This is a genomic window from Nocardia suismassiliense, assembly GCF_900269665.1.
Classification (GTDB): Bacteria; Actinomycetota; Actinomycetes; order Mycobacteriales; family Mycobacteriaceae; genus Nocardia; species Nocardia suismassiliense.
In genome coordinates this window covers 6,906,869-6,925,899 of sequence record NZ_LT985361.1, presented here as the reverse complement: position 1 = coordinate 6,925,899, position 19,031 = coordinate 6,906,869, and the positions used below count along the sequence as shown (strand labels likewise).

The following is a 19,031-nucleotide window of genomic DNA, read 5'->3' as shown; positions in this document are numbered from 1 at the left end:
GCCGCGCGTCACGGCTGCCTGGTTACGCCCTAGCTCATCCCATTGAACCCGGTCCGAGCTCTTGTGACCATCGACCCATGCCCTCACTCGGCGGAATCACGGGGATTGCAACCCCTGATGACCTGGGTTGTAGCTCCTCGAACAGTAGCAATCTCGGCCAGGTTTGCGGCAGAGACACTCGAAGCTGGGCGGTACCCGCGGTGCGTATCGGTGTCCCGCGCAACGGTTACGGTTAGCCCGTGATCCCGATTGCCGCCCTGGTCCCGTCGCCGCCGATCCTGGTGCCCGAGCTCTGCGGCGGTGTGACAGGCGCGGTTCCCGGTCACGCGGGCGATCCGCGGTCGGTGCTGCGGGCCGCCGTGCTCGACGCCGCGACCGCGCTCGCGCGGGTGTCAGACCGCTGGACAGTAATCGGTACCGGTGCCGCCGACCAGGTGTTCGGTCCGGAAACGGTCGGTACGTTTCGCGGCTTCGGGACGGATGTCCGGGTCGCGCTTTCCGCGACCGCTACAGCCGAACCGGATGCTCAGCTTCCGCTGCCGGTGTTGATCGCTGGATGGTTGCGGGAGCAGGTGGCGCCCGCCATCGACGCGGACGTTCGGATCGTCGCCGCCGATACGTCGGAGGACCGCTGCGTCGAACTCGGTGCGAAATTGCGGGCGGAGCTGAATGGTTCTGCCGGGCAGCACGGCGTGCTCGTGGTGGCCGACGGTGCTGCGACGTTGTCGTTGAAAGCGCCCGGCTATCTCGATGAGCGGGCCGCCGGTGTGCAGAACGAACTCGATCGCGCGTTGGCCGCGGGGGATCGGGCTGCGTTGCGCTCGCAGGATCCGGCGCTGTGCGCGGAACTCGTGATGTCCGGGCGGGCCGCCTATCAGGTGCTGGCCGGGTTGTTCGAGACTGATCCGATGGTCGAGACGCTGTACAGCGACGCGCCTTTCGGGGTCGGATATCAGGTGAGTCTGTGGCGACCTGCCGGGACGGTGTCCGCATGAGCGCGAGTTATGGGCAGAGCGGCGGAGCCGAGCGGGGCGCGTCTTTCGGCGTCGGGTATCAGATGAGCCAGTGGCGACCGGCGAGGTCCGTGTGAGTGACTCCGACATCACCCCGATCGCGGTGGTCGGCCCCACCGCCACCGGTAAATCGAACCTCGGCCTGGACCTCGCCGAACGGCTCGGCGGCGAGATCGTCAACATCGACGCGATGCAGCTCTACCGCGGCATGGACGTCGGCACCGCGAAACTCAGCGTCGCCGAACGGCGTGACATCCCGCATCACCAGCTCGATGTGCTCGATGTGACCGAAACCGCGACCGTCGCCGCCTATCAGGCCGCGGCGAGCGCGGACGTGGCCGCGATCATGGCGCGCGGCCGCGTTCCCGTCATCGTCGGCGGGTCGATGATGTATGTGCAAGCGCTGCTGGACAAGTGGGAGTTCCCGGCCACCGACCCGGCCGTGCGGGCGCGGTGGGAGGCGGTGCTCGCCGAGGGCGGTGTCGCCGCCGTGCATGCGGCGCTGCGGCAGGCCGATCCCGCTGCCGCGGCCACCATCCTGCCCACCGACGGCCGCCGCATGGTGCGCGCGCTCGAGGTCGTCGAGCTGACCGGTCAGCCGTTCGCCGCGTCTGCACCCGAGATCGGCAGGCCGCGCTGGGGCACGGTGATCATCGGTGTCGATCGCGAGACCGCCGAGCTGGACGAGCGGATCGAACGCCGCACCGAGTTGATGTTCGCCGCCGGGCTGGTCGACGAGGTACGCGGGCTGATCGACCAGGGCCTGCGTGACGGCGTGACCGCCCGGCGCGCCATCGGGTACGCACAAGTCCTGGCGTATCTCGACAACGAATACGACATGAAGCATGCGCAAGAACGCACCCTGATCGGCACCCGGCGCTACGTTCGACGGCAGCGCTCGTGGTTCCGGCGGGACCCACGGGTGCGCTGGGTGGACGGTGCCGCCCCCGATCTGGTGGCGACCGCGCTCGCCCTGCTCGACGAGAAAGAACGGACTCCGCAGTGACCCGACGTGTGAGCACCCGCAATGCCTCGGTCCAGGTGTGGCAGGCCTACCTGAACAACCGGACCAAACGCCACCGCGACGGGCGCTTCCTGGTGCAGGGCGTGCGCCCGATCACCCAGGCCGTCGCCAACGACTGGCCGCTGGAGACGCTGCTCTACCGTCTCGGCACCCCTGATCTGTCCAGCTGGGCCAGGGAGCTACTGGACACCAGCGACGTTCCGCAGGTCGGGCTGGTGCCGGAGTTGATGGCCGAGCTCGGCGAAAAGGTCGGCGGCATACCGGAGTTGGTGGCTGTCGCGGTGTCGCGTCAGCAGGAACTGGACACCTTCGAACCGGGGGAGCCCGGCGAGGACGCGCCCGTGGTCGTGGTGTTCGACCGGCCCAACTCGCCGGGCAACCTAGGCACGCTGATCCGGTCCGCCGACGCGTTCGGTGCCAGCGGGGTAATCGTCACCGGGCACGGCGCCGACCAGTACGACCCGCAGGCCGTGCGCGCGTCCACCGGTTCGCTGTTCGCGATGCCGGTGTTGCGGGCGGCCGGCGCCGCGCAGGTGCTCGAATTCCGGGACAGACAGGTGCGCCGCGGCATCCCCACCCGGATCGTCGGCACCGACGAGCACGGACCGCGCGCGGCCTACGACTACGACTTCACCGAGGCCACCATCCTCGTCGTCGGCAACGAGACCACCGGGATGAGCGCCGCCTGGCAGGACGCCTGCGACGACATGGTGCACATTCCGATGGGCGGCACCGCCAGCTCGCTCGGCGCGCCCTCGGCGGCCGCCGTCGCACTGTACGAAATTTCCCGGCAGCGCCGGACGTTTGCCAAATGACGACAAGGTAGGGAGAACACGCACGTGTCGGATATCGAGTTCACCAAGGGGCACGGCACCCAGAACGATTTCGTGCTGCTGCCGGACCTCGAGGTTCGCCTGGAGCTGACCGCCGAGCGGGTCAGCGCGCTGTGCGACCGTCAGCGCGGTTTGGGTGCCGACGGTGTGCTGCGGGTGGCGCGAGCTGGTGCGTTGCGTGCGGCGGGGGTGCTCGACGAGCTGCCCGCTGGAGTGGGTGATGCGGATTGGTTCATGGACTACCGCAATGCCGATGGTTCGATCGCCGAGATGTGCGGGAACGGTGTGCGGGTGTTCGCGCACTATCTGGTGGCTTCGGGGCTGGAGGACAGCAAGGAATTCGTTGTCGTCAGCCGCGCGGGTGGGCGGCCGGTCGTGGTGCATTCCGCCACTGCGGTGGACGGTGAGGTCACCGTGGACATGGGGCCCGTTCGGGAACTCGGTGCATCCACTGCGACCGTCGCGGGCTGGGCGTATCCCGGGGTCGGTATCGATGTCGGGAATCCGCATCTGGCCTGTGTTGATCCCGAGCTGTCCGCGGAGGGGTTGGCCAAGCTGGACCTCACTGTGCCGCCTGGTTATGACCCGGATCTTTTTCCGCATGGTGTCAACGTGGAGATTTTGACCGCGCTGGACGCGGAGCGTTCGGTCGATATGCGGGTGTATGAGCGTGGGGTCGGCGAAACCCGTTCTTGCGGAACCGGAACCGTCGCTGCTGCCGCGGCGGCGCTGGTTCGTGAGGGGTTCCGGATCGCCTCCGATACGGGGGAGGTTCGCGTGCGGGTCCCCGGTGGTGCGGTCACGGTCGGGTTCGCGGGCGGTAGTGCTTCGCTGCGTGGGCCGTCGGTGCTGGTGGCCTCGGGAACTATTGCTGAAGGTTGGTGGCAGCAGCTCTGACCCGGTCTCGCCGGCCTGCTGATTGCACGGGGCATCGCTACAGACCGACAGCCGGGTACGCCGCCGCACATGGGCGTGCCGCTCGGCACGGTCCCAGCCGGGACTATGCCTGGGAACTCGGCGTACCCACCGAGGATCCGGTCGCCGCGATCCCCAGTGGCCGACGGGAGATCTGGACCATCGACCTGGGCCGGATCGCCGCGGTTGTCGGCGGTCCCGATTCGTTGGCCGTGGCGTGTCTGTGTTTGTCGGGTCAGTTGGCCGTGGCGTGTCTGTGTTGTCGGATCATGCGAGGTCCGACGGCGCCGTTCGAGCGTGGCGGTCGGTGACGGCTGGCCTCGGCGGCATGTCGCGCCCGCCGATTCCGCTCACATCGAACGCGATCGCCACGGATTGGTCGGCAGCCACCAGGGAATACTTCATCGGGCCGCGCCTGTTGGGTGGACGGACACCGCTCGGCAGCGTCCAACACGCTGTGCGAAATATCCGAATGCGCCATGTCGGTGCATCGTGGGATCATGGATCTTGTATGACGAAATCTAAAGTTTATGAATTCACTCCGGCCGACGACTTCACCGAGACGGCCGATGACGACATCCAGCTCGACGATGCCGCCACCGACGCATCGGCCGACGAGGCCGAGACCGGTGATGTGGTCGCCGAGCACGCCGCGCGGATGAAGCGGTCCGGCGGCTGGACCAGCGCCGACCCCACCGTGGGCGAGATGCAGCTCGATGAGCGTAGTTCGCTGCGCCGAGTCGCCGGGCTGTCCACCGAACTCACCGACATCACCGAGGTCGAGTACCGGCAACTGCGCCTGGAACGGGTCGTGCTGGTCGGTGTGTGGACCGCGGGCAGTGCGGCGCAGGCCGACGCGAGCATGACCGAACTGGCCGCGCTCGCCGAGACCGCCGGTTCCGAGGTGCTCGAAGGGCTGATCCAGCGCAGGGACAAGCCGGACCCGGCCACCTACATCGGCTCCGGCAAGGCCGAAGAGCTGCGCGCCGTGGTGCTGGAAACCGGCGCCGACACCGTGATCTGTGACGGTGAACTGACACCCGCGCAGCTGACCGCGCTGGAGAAGGTCGTCAAGGTCAAGGTGATCGACCGGACCGCACTGATCCTGGACATCTTCGCCCAGCACGCCACCTCCCGCGAAGGCAAGGCGCAGGTCGCGCTGGCACAGATGGAATACATGCTGCCGCGACTGCGCGGCTGGGGTGAGTCCATGTCCCGCCAGGCCGGTGGCCGGGCCGGTGGCAACGGCGGCGGTGTGGGTCTGCGTGGTCCCGGTGAGACGAAGATCGAGACCGATCGCCGGCGCATCCGTGAGCGGATGGCCAAGCTGCGCCGCGAGATCCGGGAGATGAAGACCGCGCGCGACACCATGCGGGCCCGCCGTAATTCCAGCGGCATCCCGTCGGTGGCGATCGTCGGCTACACCAATGCGGGCAAGTCCAGCCTGATGAACGCGCTGACCGGCGCCGGGCTGCTGGTGCAGGACGCACTGTTCGCGACCTTGGATCCGACGACTCGTCGCGCCGATCTCGACGACGGCCGCGAGGTCGTGTTCACCGACACCGTCGGTTTCGTCCGGCACCTGCCGACCCAGCTGGTCGAGGCGTTCCGGTCGACGCTGGAGGAGGTGACCGGCGCCGACCTGCTGCTGCACGTCGTCGACGGTTCCGACGCGCTGCCCGCCGAACAGATCAAAGCGGTCCGCGAGGTGATCACCGACGTGATCAAGGAGCAGGGCACCCCGGCCCCGCCGGAACTGCTGGTGGTCAACAAGATCGACGCACTTGACCCGATGGCGCTCACCCGCCTGCGCGGCCAGCTACCCGACGCCGCCTTCGTCTCCGCACACACCGGCCTCGGCATCGACACCCTCCGCGACCGCCTGGCCGAAGTGCTCGGCGGCCTCGACGTCGAAGTCAGCGTCCTCGTCCCCTACAGCCGCGGCGACCTGCTCGCCCGCATCCACGCCGACGGCCGCATCCTCGACTCCACCCACGAGGAAGGTGGCACCCGAGTCCACGCCCGCGTCCCCCATTCGCTGGCGGCCGCCCTGTCCGAGTTCGCCCACGCCGGTGGCGCGGTCGACCCGGACACCAACGGGCACGTCGGGGAGTAGTCCGGCAGGTCTGGATGGCCCCAGCCGGCGGAAGGCAAGCAGCCGTGGAATGGGCAGACCGTGTGCTCCACACACGGCGACCAGCCCTCTGGTTCGCACGGCCGCAACCATGTTCCGTTTCGACGGGACCTGCCCGCACTTCCACATGGCAGCCATAGGGGGCGAGCAGCCATGGCGGCTCAGCCTTCAGTGAGCACCAACTGGACACCAATGCGTGCCCACTCGCATTTCGCCGCCGTCATGTCCCGTTCGGCGGCCCGCTGATCACCGAGGGGGACATCACGGCGCGCATACTCGCGTTTCGCCGCCGTCACGTCCCGCTCGGGAGCCACCCATCGCCGAGCGGGACACCATGGCGCGCTTACTCGCGTTCCGCCACCGCCATGTCCCGTTCAGCGGTTTGCCGATCACCGAGCGGGACATGATGGTGCGCTTGCTTGCGTTCCGCCGTTGTCATGTCCCATTGGGCGAGCTGACCATCACCGACCGGGACCTCACGGCGCGCCTAGTCGCATTTGCCGCTGCTATGTCCCGTTCGGCGGGCTGCCGATCATCGAGTGGGACACCATGGCGTGCTTCCTCGCGTTTGCGCTGTCGGGTCCCGCTTGGCGGGCCGACCGTAGCTGAGCGGGACCTCAGGGTGTGCCTTTTCGCGTTCTGCCGCCGTCATGTGCCACTCGGTGGGCTGCTGATTATCGAGCGGGAGACCATGGCGAGCTTCCTCGCGTTTGCTGCCGTCATGTTCCGTTGAGCGGGCTGCTAATCGGCGGGCGGGACGTGATGGCACGCTCACTCGCGTTTCGTCGCCTTCATGTCCCGTTCGACGGGTTGGCGGTGACCGTGCGGGACCTTGTGGCGTTCCCATTCGCTGTAGGCGTCCTCATGTTCCTGTCGGTGACCCTTGGCCGGTTGGCGGGGGCACTCGCGTGCTGTCGAAGGTGGTCGGAGGGGAGATAAGCGGCGACTGCTGGCGGTTTCTGTGCGGCAGAGGAAACCGGTGGGCGGTGGTCGGGGGCTGGGCACGCTGTGGGTGTCGCAGGGACGAGTGGCGTGCGCACACAAGGTGGTTGGCGCATTCCTGTGTCTTATACCCATCTGACGCCGGCGGAGGGATGGCGNGGAGGGTGCCCCGGAGCTCATAGCAGACCGGGTGGACTGTGTTGGGGCTCACATGTGATGCGGCACAGTGGAATTCGTTACGGTATCGTTCGGGGCGACATCAGGAGGGATGTATGTCGCACGACCGTTCGGGTTCGGTTGGTTCCGTGGAGGGCGCGTCCGGGGCGTTGGTGTTGGAGAAGCCGGCGCTCAGTGATGGGGCTCCGCTGGCGGTTTCGCTGAGCGACAGCGATCTGCGGGTAATCGAGGCGCTGCTCTCGCCGTTGCGCGCGTGGACCAGTCCGCGGTTCTACGGACTCGACAACATTCCGACCGAGGGACCCGTGCTGCTCGTCGGCAATCACAACCTGATGGGTGGCATCGACGCACCGCTGCTGCTGCCCGAGGTGCTGCGCCGCCGCGGCCGCCTGATCCGCGGGCTCGCCGAACACGTGCTGATCGCGGTACCGGGCGTGCGCCACTTCCTGCACCGCTACGGCGCGGTCCGCGGCACCCGCCGCAACTGCCTCGCGCTGTTGCAGCGCGGCGAGGCCGTCATCGTCTTCCCCGGCGGCGGGCGGGAAGCGGTGCGCCGCAAGAACGAGAAGTACGTCCTCAAATGGGAGGGCCGCACTGGCTTCGCCCGGATGGCGATCGAAGCGGGCGCGCCGATCGTGCCGATCGCGATGATCGGCGTCGACGACGCCTACGACATCGTGATCGACGGCGACCACCCGCTGCTGCGCCCGCTGCGCTGGACCGTCGAAGCCCTCGGCATCAACCCCGAATTGACACCCCCGCTGCTGCGCGGCCTCGGCCCGACCGTACTGCCGCGCCCCGAACGCTTCTACTTCTCCGCGGGCACCCCGATCGACCCGGCCCCCTGGCGCGACGCCGACGACATCGACTCGGCCGCACACGAGTTGCGCGATGTAGTCCGCAAGTCCCTGGAGGAGGAACTGAAATTCCTCTTCACCGAACGCGAACGCGACTCCGGCCGCACCCTCTTCGGGCGCATGCGGGACTGGATCCAGCGCTGATACGAGCACGATTGCCAGGAAGGCCGCGGGGCGGCTGACCTTGCCCCCGACTTCGGGGTGGTCATCGTCGAGCTTGCGCGGCGGATCGCAGCGCATCAACCTCTGCGGACACTAATTGGGGTGCGGCGTCAGGTCGTAGATCGCAATGTTGCCGATGTGTGTTGCGGTGTAGTGGTGACTCACCCAGGTTGCGATCTCCGGCTTTCCGGTCACCTGCCACGGCTTTTCGGGGGCAGAGGGTGAGGCAGCGCCGGGCTGGCCGCCGACTTTCCAAGACGCGGGCAGTTGCATTTCCTGCACCAGGTAGTAGGTCAATTGATGGTCGGCCACGATCTGCTGGAACTCCTCTAGCGTTGGTACCGGGTCCTCTGCCGCGAACCCGCCGATGGCGATCACCGGGGTGCGGCTGGCCAATTCCAGCGCGGCGGCGATCGAACCGCGATCGACCGCGGCCGACCATTTCGTCGTGGTGCTCATCAGCATGGTGACGAGCTGCGGGTTGGTGAACGCGCCACCGTCGGCGAAGTTCTGCGTCTGCCGATGGATGAGCGCCTCGATCCCGGTCTCGACCGGCTTGGCCGGTCCGACGACAGGACTGCGCCCGACGTGGGCCTGCGGCAGGGTGGCCGCCGCATAGGCTGTCGACCCACCGAGCCCGGCGAACACGCCGACGATCACCAGCAGCGCGGTCGCTCTGGCACGAGCAGTCCGCCAGCCGGCCGTAGCTGGGATCGCCGTCAGCAGCAGTCCGAGCGCCGCAACCATTGCCGTCCCCGCGACGGTCCAGCGCAACCACGGCAACCAATCCGAATTACGTTGCAGCACAACCAAAGACCACAATCCCATGGTCAGCACCAATGCGGCGGCACCGAGCCTGCCGACAAGCTCATCGCGCCGTCGCCACAGCTCGTGTACCCCGACCGCCACCAACCCGGCCACGGCGGGCGCGAGCGTCAACGTGTAATACGAGTGCTCGATAGCCTTCATCGCACTGAAGGCGCCACCCATGGTGATCAGCCACAGCCCGAAAACCAATGCGGCACCACGTATTCGATCAGTACGCGGTGTACTCCACCGCGAAACCAGCACCACCACGAACGCCAGCAGCGCCGCAGGAAGCAGCCACGAGATCTCGAACCCGCTCTCTCCCAGGAACAGTCGACCGACCCCGGGCGATCCGAAATCATTGAAACTCTGCAACAGTCCCGGCGGCGTTTGATAACCGGCGGGCAGCGCGATCTGACCCGACGCTGGGGTGTCACCCAGGAAACGCCCGAATCCGTTGTAGCCCAGCACCGCATCCATGAACGTGTTGTCCGTCGACCCCGCCAGGTAAGGCCGCGACGAGGCAGGCCACAGAATGGTCAGCAGCACATACCAACCGGCGGAAACAATCAACGCCGCAGTGGCACCGACCAAGTGCCACAACCGATTCCGCAACGAGGTAGGCGCGACCACGAGGTACACCACCCCCAGCGCGGGCAGCACCATCAATCCTTCGAGCAACTTCGCCAAGAACGCGAACCCGAGCGCGACACCGGCCAGCATCAGCCAGCGCCCGTTCGCCCGCTCCAGCGCCCTGATCGTGCAGTAACCGCCCGCCGTCATCAGCAAGACCAGCACCGCATCCGGATTGTTGAACCGAAACATCAACGCCACCACCGGAGTTGCCGCCAGCACCACCCCGGCGAGCAACCCGGCGCCCCGGCTGCCGGTCGCCCGCGCCACCGCCGCGTACAACAACCAGACCGCGGCAACCGCCATCAACGCCTGCGGAACGAGCATGCTCGCACTGCTGAACCCGAACAGCTGCCCGGACAACCCCATCACCCACTGCGACACCGGTGGTTTGTCCACCGTGATGAAGTTGCTCGGATCGAGCGAGCCGAACAGCAGCGCCTTCCAGTTCCGCGAGCCGGCCCAGGTCGCGCCCGCGTAGAAGTTGTTGCCCATACCGTTCACGGTGATGTGCCGCAGGTACGCGAGCGCGGTGCCGAGCAGCAGCACCGCCAACCCGAGACGCTCCACCGGTCGGACCGGGGGCAGGGCTGTCGGACTGGTGGATGAGGCAACGGAACCGGTCGGAGCCGTCGCGATGAGGGTCGCCGCCATGGCCCCACCGTCGCATGGTGATGTTCACCAAAAGTTGGACAGCGGGTTAACACCGCGTCGGAACTGTGTGGTTGAGGACACTGCCGCGCCCGCCGCGGTTTGTCGAGAATCTCGCTCTTCTTCCACGCGTCGTGTCTTCACGCCTGGTCACTTCGCGATTCTGCCCCAGAAGTGAACTGCGATTCTCGTTCCGGGTACCGTATTAGGCAACGACGGGTCGGTGTGGACCGGCCGGGTGTTGTCCCTAGGAGGTTGGTGTGGAGCGCACACTGTTCGAACCCGAGCACGATTTGTTCCGGGAGTCGTTCCGCAAGTTTCTCGATCAGCATGTCGCGCCGAACCACGCTGAGTGGGAAGAGCAGGGGATCGTCGACCGCGCGGTCTGGCTCGAGGCGGGCAAGCAGGGCTTCCTCGGCATGGCCATGCCGGAGCAGTACGGCGGCGGCGGGGGCAAGGACTTCCGGTACAACGCGATCGTGGCCGAGGAGTCGGTCCGCGGTCAGTACTCCGGTCTCGGCTTCGCCCTGCACAACGACGTGATCGCGCCGTACCTGCTGGAACTGTCCAACGAGGAGCAGAAGCAGCGCTGGCTGCCCGGCTTCTGTTCCGGCGAGATCATCACCGCGATCGCGATGACCGAGCCGGGCACCGGCTCCGACCTGCAAGGCATCAAGACCCGCGCGGTCCGCGACGGTGACGACTGGGTGCTCAACGGCGCCAAGACCTTCATCACCAACGGCATCAACGCCGACATCGTCATCGTGGTCGCGCAGACCGACCCCGAGAAGGGCGCGATGGGCTTCAGCCTGCTCGTCGTCGAGCGCGGCATGCCCGGCTTCGAGCGCGGCCGCAACCTGGACAAGCTCGGCCTCAAGGCGCAGGACACCGCCGAACTGAGCTTCACCGACGTCCGGGTGCCCGCCGCCAACCTGCTCGGTCAGGAAGGCGCCGGCTTCATCCACCTGATGCAGAACCTCCCGCAGGAGCGCCTCTCCATCGCCGTGATGGCCGCCGCCGCTATGGAAGCGTGCCTGGACATGACCATCCAGTACGTGCGCAACCGCAAGGCGTTCGGCAAGCCCATCGGCACCTTCCAGAACACCCGCTTCGTCCTCGCCGAACTGGCCACCAAGACCACCGCGGTCCGCGTGCTGGTCGACCGCTTCATCGAAGACCTCAACAACGGCAAGCTGTCGGTCGAGGACGCCGCCATGGCCAAGTGGTGGAGCACCGAGGAGCAGGTCGAGCTCATCGACCGCTGCCTGCAGCTGCACGGCGGCTACGGCTACATGAAGGAATACCCGATCGCGAAGGCGTACATGGACGCTCGCGTGCAGACGATCTACGGCGGCACGACCGAGATCATGAAGGAAATCATCGGACGGTCGCTGAAGCTGTCCTGATCCGGCGGTCTCCATTCGGTTGCACCACGTCACCTGACTGCCGCACGGCTGCGTTGGTTGAGGGGCGACGATCCGGGTATGTAGGGGTCGAACATGCGTTCTGTCGAGTGTGAGGAGCGATGATGGTGCAGCCGAATCCGGAGAAGGATCCCGAGCAGTGGACCACCGGCGACGAGCCGATGACCGGACCGCAGCAGTCCTACCTGCAGACCCTGGCCCAGGAGGCGGGCGAGGAGGTGCCGGAAGGGTTGACCAAAGCGCAGGCGTCGGAGCTGATCGATGAGCTTCAGCAGCGCACTGGTCGCGGCGCCTGAGGTCGTCGGCGCCGGGCGAGCCTCGTCGCCGGTAGGGATCTACTTGCGGCAGTCGGTGAGGATGAATGCGGCGGTCAGCTGCGGTGTGAGGCCGATGTCATCGAGGTCGAGCCGGGCCCACGCCGAGATTTCGGCGACCAGGGCTGTCGTTCGTTCCTCGTCGTCGCGCAGGACGGCTTCGGCGAGGAGCAGGTAAGCACTTTGTTTCGTCCCGGGGCAGTCAGCCGCCATCGTCCCGATGTGGTCGCGGAGGTGGTGTCCGTGTTGCGGGTAGATGGCCGCCAGTACTGCCAGCAGGTACCGAGTGGCTGGGGGTTCGGCATCCCAGCGTGCCAATAGCCACGGCACTTCGCAGTCGATCGCACGGTGTATGCGGCGGCCGAGTTCGTCTACGACCGGGTGGAAATCGGGATCTTTCGCGCGAAAAGCCTGCTCGACGATCTGTCGCGTCATCGTGCCCGCGCCGCGGACGATCTGTTCATACAGTTTCAGCCTGCGCCGGGCGGGCAGTGTGCCGGGCGCCGCGAGCCTGGTGAGGTGCCGCATTCCTATCGGGGTCGCCTGATAACAGGTTCCGTGCGGCAGTAGATGGACGTAGCACAGCTCGGCGAGCAGCCACTCCCAGTCCTCGTCTTCCCGTCGCAGTGCGGCGAAAAGCGTAGGGGCGTCGCCTGGATCTCGTCCAGGTCATCATGCGACACGATCGGCCAGTCGATGTCGCCGAGGCTGGCCAGCTTGTCGGCGGGCAGTAACGCGTCGGCCGGCGGGACCACGTCGGCAGGCAGCTCCCAGTGGGCGTCCGGCGGCGGATCGGGAAGCGGTTGGAGCAGCGGGATCGGCGGGCGAGCACCGGGATTGCGGAACAGCAGGTCGGCGTCTGCGATAGCTTCGGCTACGTCCTCGACACACTCGATCATCGCTCCGGCGGATCGGGCGCCGTTCTCGCGCGCGATCGCGGCCGCGGCTTTGCGGACCGCTGTCATCGTGCGCTCGCCCAACTCGTCGGCTGAGTAGGGTCCCTCATCGAATACGGTGACCATCCACTCCCGCTGCCACGGCGACACACCCACGTATGCGAAGCCGTACGCGAGCAGCGCCAGCGCCAGGTCGATCGCGGTGTGCTCGGCCGGAGCGGCGAAATGATGTCGCCCGCCCAGTGAGTCCCGATTCGTCATCAGTTGAAGCCATCTTCCGACGTCATGTGAGGAGGCCGCCCCGTCGGCCGGACCAGAGATTACCCCAGAATCTGTCCGGGCACGGTGCAGGACTTCAACGGTCCGGGGAATGGTCCGCTCGAGCGGCTCAGCTCAGGCGATGGTCGGCCAGAAGCGCTGCGTCATCGAGGATTTCGTCGGTGGGGCCGTCGGCGACTATGTGTCCTGCGTCGAGGATGACCACGCGATCGCAGATGCGCTGGGCGTAGGGCAGATCGTGGGTAACCATCAGGATGGTGGTCGGCAGGGTGGTCAGTACGTCGGCCAGTTCGCGGCGGGCTACCGGGTCGAGGTTGGCGGCGGGTTCGTCGAGGACGAGTACTTCTGGCCGGCAGGCCAGGACGGTGGCCAGGGCGGCGCGGCGGCGCTCGCCGACCGAGAGCTGGGTGGGGGAGCGCTCGGCCCGATCCGACATGCCCACCGCGGCAAGGGCATCGCGGACGTTCTCGGCGAGCTGGGCGCCGCGGACGCCGAAATTGGCGGGTCCGAAGGCGACATCTTGTTCGACGGTCGGCATGAACAGCTGGTCGTCGGGGTCCTGGAAGACCAGGCCGACGCGTTGGCGGATGGCGCGAACGGTGCTGCGGTCCAGCAGGATTCCGCCGATACGTACCTCGCCGGATGCCGGGGTGAGCACGCCGTTCAGGTGCAACATCAGGGTGGATTTGCCGGCGCCGTTGGGGCCGAGGACGGCGACCCGTTCGCCGGGGGCGATGTCGAGGTTCACACCGTGCAGGGCGCCGGTGCCGTCGGGGTAGGCGAACGTCAGGTCGACCAGACGTACTGCGGGCGTTACTGATTCGATCATCTGATCACCGACGCGGTCAGGTAGGTGCAGAGCACTGCGGTAGCGGGAGCCGTCACGGTCATCGGATCACCCAAGCGGTCTGATGCGTGCGGGAGCATTGCGGTCGCGGGAGTCGAGTCGAATCGGATGACCCGCGCTGTCAGGCAGACGCAGGCCGCTGCGACAGCGGACATTGACATGTTGGTCATCGAACACCCATGTTGCTAGCCGTGGTGGAGTCGGTCACTGGACAGCCCACGCTGTCAGGCAGATACAGACCGCCACGGCGGCGGGCACACAGCCGAGCATCCATTGCGTCCGCGTCGCGGGCCTGGTGCCGAAATCCGGTACGGCACCGGTGAACCCGCGCGACAGCATCGCCAGGTGGACGCGTTCCCCGCGTTCATAGGAACGCAGGAACAAGGTGCCCGCACCGCGTGCGGTCGCACCTGCTTGGCGCAGGGTTCGCGGGTCGTCGCCGCGAGAAATCCGCGCCACTCGCATCCGGCCGGCTTCCGCCAGCAGTAGGTCGACGTACCGGAGCATCAACACCACGATGGTGACGATCATGCCGGGCACGCGCAGTCTGGTCAGCCCGGCCGGCAATTCGCGCACGTTCGTCGTCGCGGCCAAGGTGAGCGAAACTCCCACGCCGATGGTCCCTTTCGCGATGATGCCCCAAGCGGCATACAGCCCGGTCATCGACAGTGACAGCCCGAGGAACGTCGTCCTCGGCGCACCCGCGGCGAACGGCAGCAGGACCGCGAGCACCACGAAGGGCAGTTCGATGAGCAGCCGTGGCGCGATCCAGCGCAGCGGGATACTTGCCCAGCGCCACAGCACGACCAACCCGAGCGCGTAACAGCCGAAGGGCCAGAACAGTTCTCGCGGCGTCGCCACGACGGCAAAGACCGCGAGCACCGCACAAACGATCTTCACTTCGGCCGGTACCCGGTGCGCCGGTGAACTTCCCGGCAGATACAGGCGGTGACTGGCAACCGCCACTTACGTCGACTCCGACTCGGTCACCGCGGCCGTGTCTTTGCGTCGGCCCGCCCGGATCAGGTTCACCACCGCGAACAGCACTGCGAAAGCCGCGGCCACCCCGAGAATGCCTGCGACGCCGGTCAGTTTGTCGTTGCCGTCGATCGTGTAGTCGGCCAGTGGCGAGTTCGCGAGATGGTGGTCTTGCGCGTTCTTGGCGATGCAGTCGCCCTGCAGCTCTTCGGCGCCGTCGACCTGGACCACGGTGCAGCCGCGCTGCGTGGTCGCGTCCAACCCATCCGGTTGCGAACTCGCCACATAGGACAGCAGTCCCGCCACGAGCACGGCCACCGCGGCGAACGCCAACAGGAATCCGGTCATCGACAGCCGGGGCCGCAATGGTGTTGCGGCGGTGCGGCGTTGACCGCTGACCCGCAACAGATAGACGAGATCGGGTCGAGCATTGACCACGGCGACGAGCGTGATCGCGGTGATGATCCCTTCCCCGACACCGATCAACGCATGAGTGATCAGCATGTATCCGGTGACCGCGCCGACGGTCGAGCCCGCCGCACCGCCGATCGCGTACTCGACGACGAAACCTGAAGCCGCGCCCACAGTTCCGACGAACGCCGCAACGAATCCGACGATCCCGATCCCCGCGTCGGCGCGCCGCCGAGACAGCACCGGCAGCACGAGGCGAGCGACCGTATAACCGACCGCGACCCCGATCAACGCCATGTTCGTGATGTTCGTACCGAGCGCGGTCAACCCGCCATCGGCGAACAGAAGGGCTTGCACGACAAGCACAATCGCCACGCACAGCGCCCCGACGTAAGGACCGACCAGAATCGCGGCCAGCGCCCCGCCGAGCAGATGCCCGCTCACCCCCGGCAGGATCGGGAAGTTCACCATCTGCACCGCGAAGATGAACGCCGCCACCAGACCGGCCATCGGTGCGGCCCGCTCGTCCAGCTCGGCGCGCGCCCGCCACGCCGCGAAGCCCAGGCCCGCGACCGCGATCACCGCGAAGATCAACGAGGTTGGCGCGTCGACGATGCCGTCGCTCATGTGCATGGCTTGGGTTGTGCTGCTCACTCCTCGAGACGATACCCGCGATACCTGATCAACTGAACATATGTTCCGATGATTACAAGCGCTGGTCGTATTCGCCCAGGAACGGCAGAGTAGACGTGTGGCAGTGAGCATTCCGCTGGATCCCGATCACGCAGGCCGCGCCGCATCGGGTTTGGCTATCGCAGGCATCGAACGCTGGGCGAACCGTTTCGAGCTCTTATCCGATGCCAACCGGCTCCGGTTGCTGCTGTGCCTGCACCACGCACCCGACATCAGCGTCAGCGACCTGGCCGCCGCAGTCGGTATGTCCGGTACCGCCGTCTCGCACGCTCTACGCCTACTGCGCCAACAGGGTTGGGTCGCCGCCGCCAAACACGGCCGCATCGTCCGCTACCGCCTCGCCGACGACACCGTCCACGATCTGCTGCACTGGATCGGTGCGACGCATGCGGAGGAACCGCTCGGGAAGGAAGCGGCGGCCACCTGATTTCGTGCAAGTGAGCCGGCATGTGCGATTAGCGGCAAATTATTGGCTATCGCCGCTGGCTGCCTGCAAGGATTGAGGAGACGCTGGGTGGTTACTCCTTCGAATGACAGGAGCTATCCGGTCGAGCGAAAGAAGAGCAACCATGGCCGCCAAATTCGAGCTGTATACGGACAAGGCCGCGAAGACGCGCTGGCGACTGAAAGCGCCCAATGGTGAGGTCATCGCCGCGAGCCAGGCTTACGAGAGCAAGGCCGCAGCCAAGAACGGCATCGAGTCGGTCAAGAAGAACGCCTCCGTCGCGACGATCGACGACCAAACGGAGTAGGTCAGTCGGCACCGAGCACCACCTCGCCGCCGCACACCTCCCACCCTTTCCCGTCGCGGGTCGCGCCGCGCAGTCCATCGAGCACCCCGGCGCCCGCCAGCGCACCACACTGCGGATCAGCCAGCGACCGGAACGCGAACGTGCGTCGCGCGGTCCAATCCGTGGAGTGCACGAGCCGTCTGCTCAATTGGACGAAACCTTCGACTCCCGCCGCGATCACCCACGCGTCGGGTACCCCTGCGGTGAGCCGCCGCGCCTGCCGCAACCAGGAAGCAGCATCCTCCGGCCAGTCGACGACGGCAGATACATGGAAGCCGCGCTCGCGCCATGCGGCGGCGAATGCGTCCGCCGCAGCGACGGAGTTGGCATCTCGACTGTGCCCGATGCTGACGGTCGTACCGTTGCGCAGGCATTGCCGCACCATCGCCAGCAGGCGCTCCAACTCGGCATCGGTGTGCGGTAGGGGAGTCGCACCGGTGGGAGCCAGATTCCGCAGCCTCGGCGATGGACGACTGTCGCCGTGCATCGCCTCGGCTACCCGCAAGGGGAGCTCAGCCGCGCGAGAAGCGTGCTTTTCAGACAATCTCAGTTGCATGCTCACACGCAGAAGACGCTGTGACCCCGTAGTCCGTGAGATCGCCAGTCGGCATTCCGTCATGCACCGACGACCGATCGGGACAGCATGGAGGTGAACGCCGAGTGGGCGCTCTGCCGACCGCAGCCGGCTCAGGCGGCTGGGCCGAACCAGGTGGTCAGTGCTTCGGCGAGGCCGTGGGTGGCGGGTTCGGCGTTGACCCAGGCTGCGTAACCGTCGGGTCGGATAAGGATGGCGGCGGGAACTGCGATGTCGCCTACGCCGGGGATGGGCCAGTGGGTGGTGTTGCTGCGGGCGTCGATCACGTCGACTCGGTCGAGCCATCCTGCGGCAGACGGGTTCTGGTTTCCATTGAGGCGCAACAGGATTGGTCGACCGGAGCGCAGTAGCTCGCATACTCGGGTGGCGCCCGCGGCGGTGGTGAGGTCACCGTCGGGGACCCGGCGCCCGGCCAGCGGATGATCGCCCTTGACGTCGTAGCGGATGTCGAGGGCGGTGATCATGAGTCCGAGCCGTTGCCGCACTACGTCCATGTCGATCAGGTCGCCCAGCACGCTGCGCAGTGCTTCGGTATGCGCGCCGGGCCGCTGTAGCGCTGTTTGTGCCCTGGTGTTGTTCAGCACGCGGGCACCGACTGGATGGCGTTCGGATTCGTAGGTGTCGAGCACAGCGTCTGATCCGTTGCTGTGCAAGGCGATTGCTAGTTTCCAGCCGAGATTGACCGCGTCCTGGGCGCCCAGGTTCTGGCCTTGGCCGCCTGCGGGGTAGTGGATGTGCGCGGCATCTCCGGCCAGGAACACTCTCCTGTCGCGGTAGCGCGTCGCCTGCCGGGAGGCGTCACCGTAGTGCGCCACCCAGCGTGGACTGTGCATGCCGAAATCGGTGCCCGCGATCTCCGCGAAGTTGGCCCGGAAGTCCTCGAACGTCAGGGTCGATCCGCGCGGCATGACGAGGTCGTGTCGCTGGACGACCAGCCGATACCAGCCGGGCTCGAACTGGACTGCGGAGAAATCACCGCCGCCGCGACGGTGACCGAAGAACTGCTCCGAGGGAGGCTCGGCCAGTTCGACATCGGCCAGCATCCCGGTCATCGTCGCGTCGGTGCCGACGAAGCCGATGCCTGCCAGCTTGCGGACCGTACTGCGCCCGCCGTCGCAACCGACCAGGTACTCGGCCCGAATCCGGTGGGTGCCGTCCGCTGCGCCGACTTCGACGTCGATCCCGGTCTCGTCCTGCTGGAACCCGATGACCGGCGATGCCCACCGCACCGGCGCCCCGAGTTCGGTTGCGTGCCGGTCGAGTTCGCGCTCGACCACCGACTGCAGCACAGCGAGCATGTACGGGTACCGAGTGTCGAAGTCGCTGAAATCCAAAGGGAGCGCGCCGAAGTGGCCGGCCTGCATGATGCGCCCCTGTGGCAGCAAACAGTCGAGCAGTCCGCGCTGGTCGAGGATCTCCATGGTGCGTGCGTGGATACCGCCGGACCGCGATTCGCCGGTGCGTTGCGCGAGCCCGTCGAGCAGGACAACGTCCACTCCGGCCAGCCGTAATTCGGCCGCCAGCATCAGTCCGGTAGGCCCGCCACCAGCGACAACTACCTGGGTCGTCTCCATGACTTTCTCCTTAACGATGTTAAGCTCTTTAACGATGTTAAGGAGACATGAACATTGTTAAACTGTCAACCGGTTCGGAAC

General features: G+C 66.8%; 18 protein-coding genes and 1 pseudogene. 10 read left to right on the top strand and 9 right to left on the bottom strand.

Going from position 1 to position 19,031, the window contains the following annotated elements:
- Window positions 1–239: 239 nt before the first annotated feature.
- The 6 genes from DBO33_RS30785 (at window position 240) to DBO33_RS30755 (ending at window position 8,039) form a co-directional block, all read left to right on the top strand.
- The gene (locus DBO33_RS30785) at window positions 240–995 is read left to right on the top strand and encodes a class III extradiol ring-cleavage dioxygenase family protein (protein ID WP_107658181.1); all 756 of its coding nucleotides are present in this window, start codon (window positions 240–242) and stop codon (window positions 993–995) included.
- A 91-nt stretch (window positions 996–1,086) separates the two neighbouring features.
- Window positions 1,087–2,019: a tRNA (adenosine(37)-N6)-dimethylallyltransferase MiaA gene (gene miaA / locus DBO33_RS30780; protein ID WP_107660731.1), complete on the top strand. Its 933-nt coding sequence runs from the start codon at window positions 1,087–1,089 to the stop codon at window positions 2,017–2,019.
- On the top strand, window positions 2,016–2,852 hold the full coding sequence (locus tag DBO33_RS30775; RefSeq protein WP_107658180.1) for a TrmH family RNA methyltransferase: 837 nt from the start codon (window positions 2,016–2,018) through the stop codon (window positions 2,850–2,852). Before miaA ends, DBO33_RS30775 begins: the two co-directional genes overlap by 4 nt.
- A gap of 33 nt (window positions 2,853–2,885) precedes the next feature.
- Complete coding sequence (gene dapF / locus DBO33_RS30770; RefSeq protein WP_107660730.1) at window positions 2,886–3,767, top strand: diaminopimelate epimerase; 882 nt, start codon at window positions 2,886–2,888, stop codon at window positions 3,765–3,767.
- A gap of 676 nt (window positions 3,768–4,443) precedes the next feature.
- Window positions 4,444–5,901: a GTPase HflX gene (hflX, locus tag DBO33_RS30765; protein ID WP_107660729.1), complete on the top strand. Its 1,458-nt coding sequence runs from the start codon at window positions 4,444–4,446 to the stop codon at window positions 5,899–5,901.
- Between the two features lie 1,232 nt (window positions 5,902–7,133).
- Window positions 7,134–8,039 (top strand): lysophospholipid acyltransferase family protein, encoded by a 906-nt coding sequence (locus DBO33_RS30755; protein WP_107658178.1) that lies wholly within the window; start codon window positions 7,134–7,136, stop codon window positions 8,037–8,039.
- Window positions 8,040–8,150: 111 nt separating this feature from the next.
- On the opposite strand, the gene DBO33_RS30750 is transcribed toward DBO33_RS30755, so the two are convergent.
- Window positions 8,151–10,151: a glycosyltransferase family 39 protein gene (locus DBO33_RS30750; protein WP_107658177.1), complete on the bottom strand. Its 2,001-nt coding sequence runs from the start codon at window positions 10,149–10,151 to the stop codon at window positions 8,151–8,153.
- A gap of 257 nt (window positions 10,152–10,408) precedes the next feature.
- Here DBO33_RS30750 and DBO33_RS30745 point away from each other — a divergent pair, with 257 nt between their 5' ends.
- Entirely contained in the window at window positions 10,409–11,554 is a 1,146-nt protein-coding gene (locus DBO33_RS30745) for an acyl-CoA dehydrogenase family protein (RefSeq protein ID WP_107658176.1), read from the top strand.
- Between the two features lie 122 nt (window positions 11,555–11,676).
- Window positions 11,677–11,868: a DUF3072 domain-containing protein gene (locus tag DBO33_RS30740; RefSeq protein ID WP_186818769.1), complete on the top strand. Its 192-nt coding sequence runs from the start codon at window positions 11,677–11,679 to the stop codon at window positions 11,866–11,868.
- A 39-nt stretch (window positions 11,869–11,907) separates the two neighbouring features.
- On the opposite strand, the gene DBO33_RS30735 is transcribed toward DBO33_RS30740, so the two are convergent.
- The 6 genes and pseudogenes from DBO33_RS30735 to DBO33_RS43655 all read right to left on the bottom strand — a co-directional run.
- On the bottom strand, window positions 11,908–12,414 hold the full coding sequence (locus tag DBO33_RS30735; protein ID WP_107658174.1) for a hypothetical protein: 507 nt from the start codon (window positions 12,412–12,414) through the stop codon (window positions 11,908–11,910).
- A gap of 2 nt (window positions 12,415–12,416) precedes the next feature.
- Window positions 12,417–13,043 (bottom strand): hypothetical protein, encoded by a 627-nt coding sequence (locus DBO33_RS30730; protein WP_107658173.1) that lies wholly within the window; start codon window positions 13,041–13,043, stop codon window positions 12,417–12,419.
- 127 nt (window positions 13,044–13,170) lie between these two features.
- The gene (locus tag DBO33_RS30725) at window positions 13,171–13,890 is read right to left on the bottom strand and encodes an energy-coupling factor ABC transporter ATP-binding protein (protein ID WP_107658172.1); all 720 of its coding nucleotides are present in this window, start codon (window positions 13,888–13,890) and stop codon (window positions 13,171–13,173) included.
- A gap of 222 nt (window positions 13,891–14,112) precedes the next feature.
- Complete coding sequence (gene cbiQ / locus DBO33_RS30720; protein ID WP_107658171.1) at window positions 14,113–14,874, bottom strand: cobalt ECF transporter T component CbiQ; 762 nt, start codon at window positions 14,872–14,874, stop codon at window positions 14,113–14,115.
- A complete protein-coding gene (locus DBO33_RS43660) occupies window positions 14,875–15,234 on the bottom strand; it encodes a PDGLE domain-containing protein (protein WP_199857033.1) in 360 nt (119 codons plus the stop codon).
- A 51-nt stretch (window positions 15,235–15,285) separates the two neighbouring features.
- Window positions 15,286–15,930, bottom strand: a pseudogene (locus DBO33_RS43655) (energy-coupling factor ABC transporter permease); the annotation flags it as partial.
- A 136-nt stretch (window positions 15,931–16,066) separates the two neighbouring features.
- Here DBO33_RS43655 and DBO33_RS30710 point away from each other — a divergent pair.
- Together DBO33_RS30710 and DBO33_RS30705 are read left to right on the top strand one after the other, a co-directional pair.
- Window positions 16,067–16,417, top strand: a complete 351-nt coding sequence (locus DBO33_RS30710; protein ID WP_234391425.1) for an ArsR/SmtB family transcription factor — start codon at window positions 16,067–16,069, stop codon at window positions 16,415–16,417.
- 142 nt (window positions 16,418–16,559) lie between these two features.
- Window positions 16,560–16,742, top strand: a complete 183-nt coding sequence (locus tag DBO33_RS30705) for a YegP family protein (RefSeq protein WP_107658168.1) — start codon at window positions 16,560–16,562, stop codon at window positions 16,740–16,742.
- A 1-nt stretch (window position 16,743) separates the two neighbouring features.
- Here DBO33_RS30705 and DBO33_RS30700 read toward each other — a convergent pair whose 3' ends face one another.
- Window positions 16,744–17,325 carry a hypothetical protein gene (locus tag DBO33_RS30700; RefSeq protein ID WP_199856806.1) on the bottom strand — a complete coding sequence of 194 codons (582 nt, stop codon included), beginning with the start codon at window positions 17,323–17,325 and terminating at the stop codon, window positions 16,744–16,746.
- A 143-nt stretch (window positions 17,326–17,468) separates the two neighbouring features.
- Entirely contained in the window at window positions 17,469–18,950 is a 1,482-nt protein-coding gene (locus DBO33_RS30695) for an FAD-dependent monooxygenase (RefSeq protein ID WP_107658166.1), read from the bottom strand.
- Window positions 18,951–19,031 lie beyond the last annotated feature (81 nt).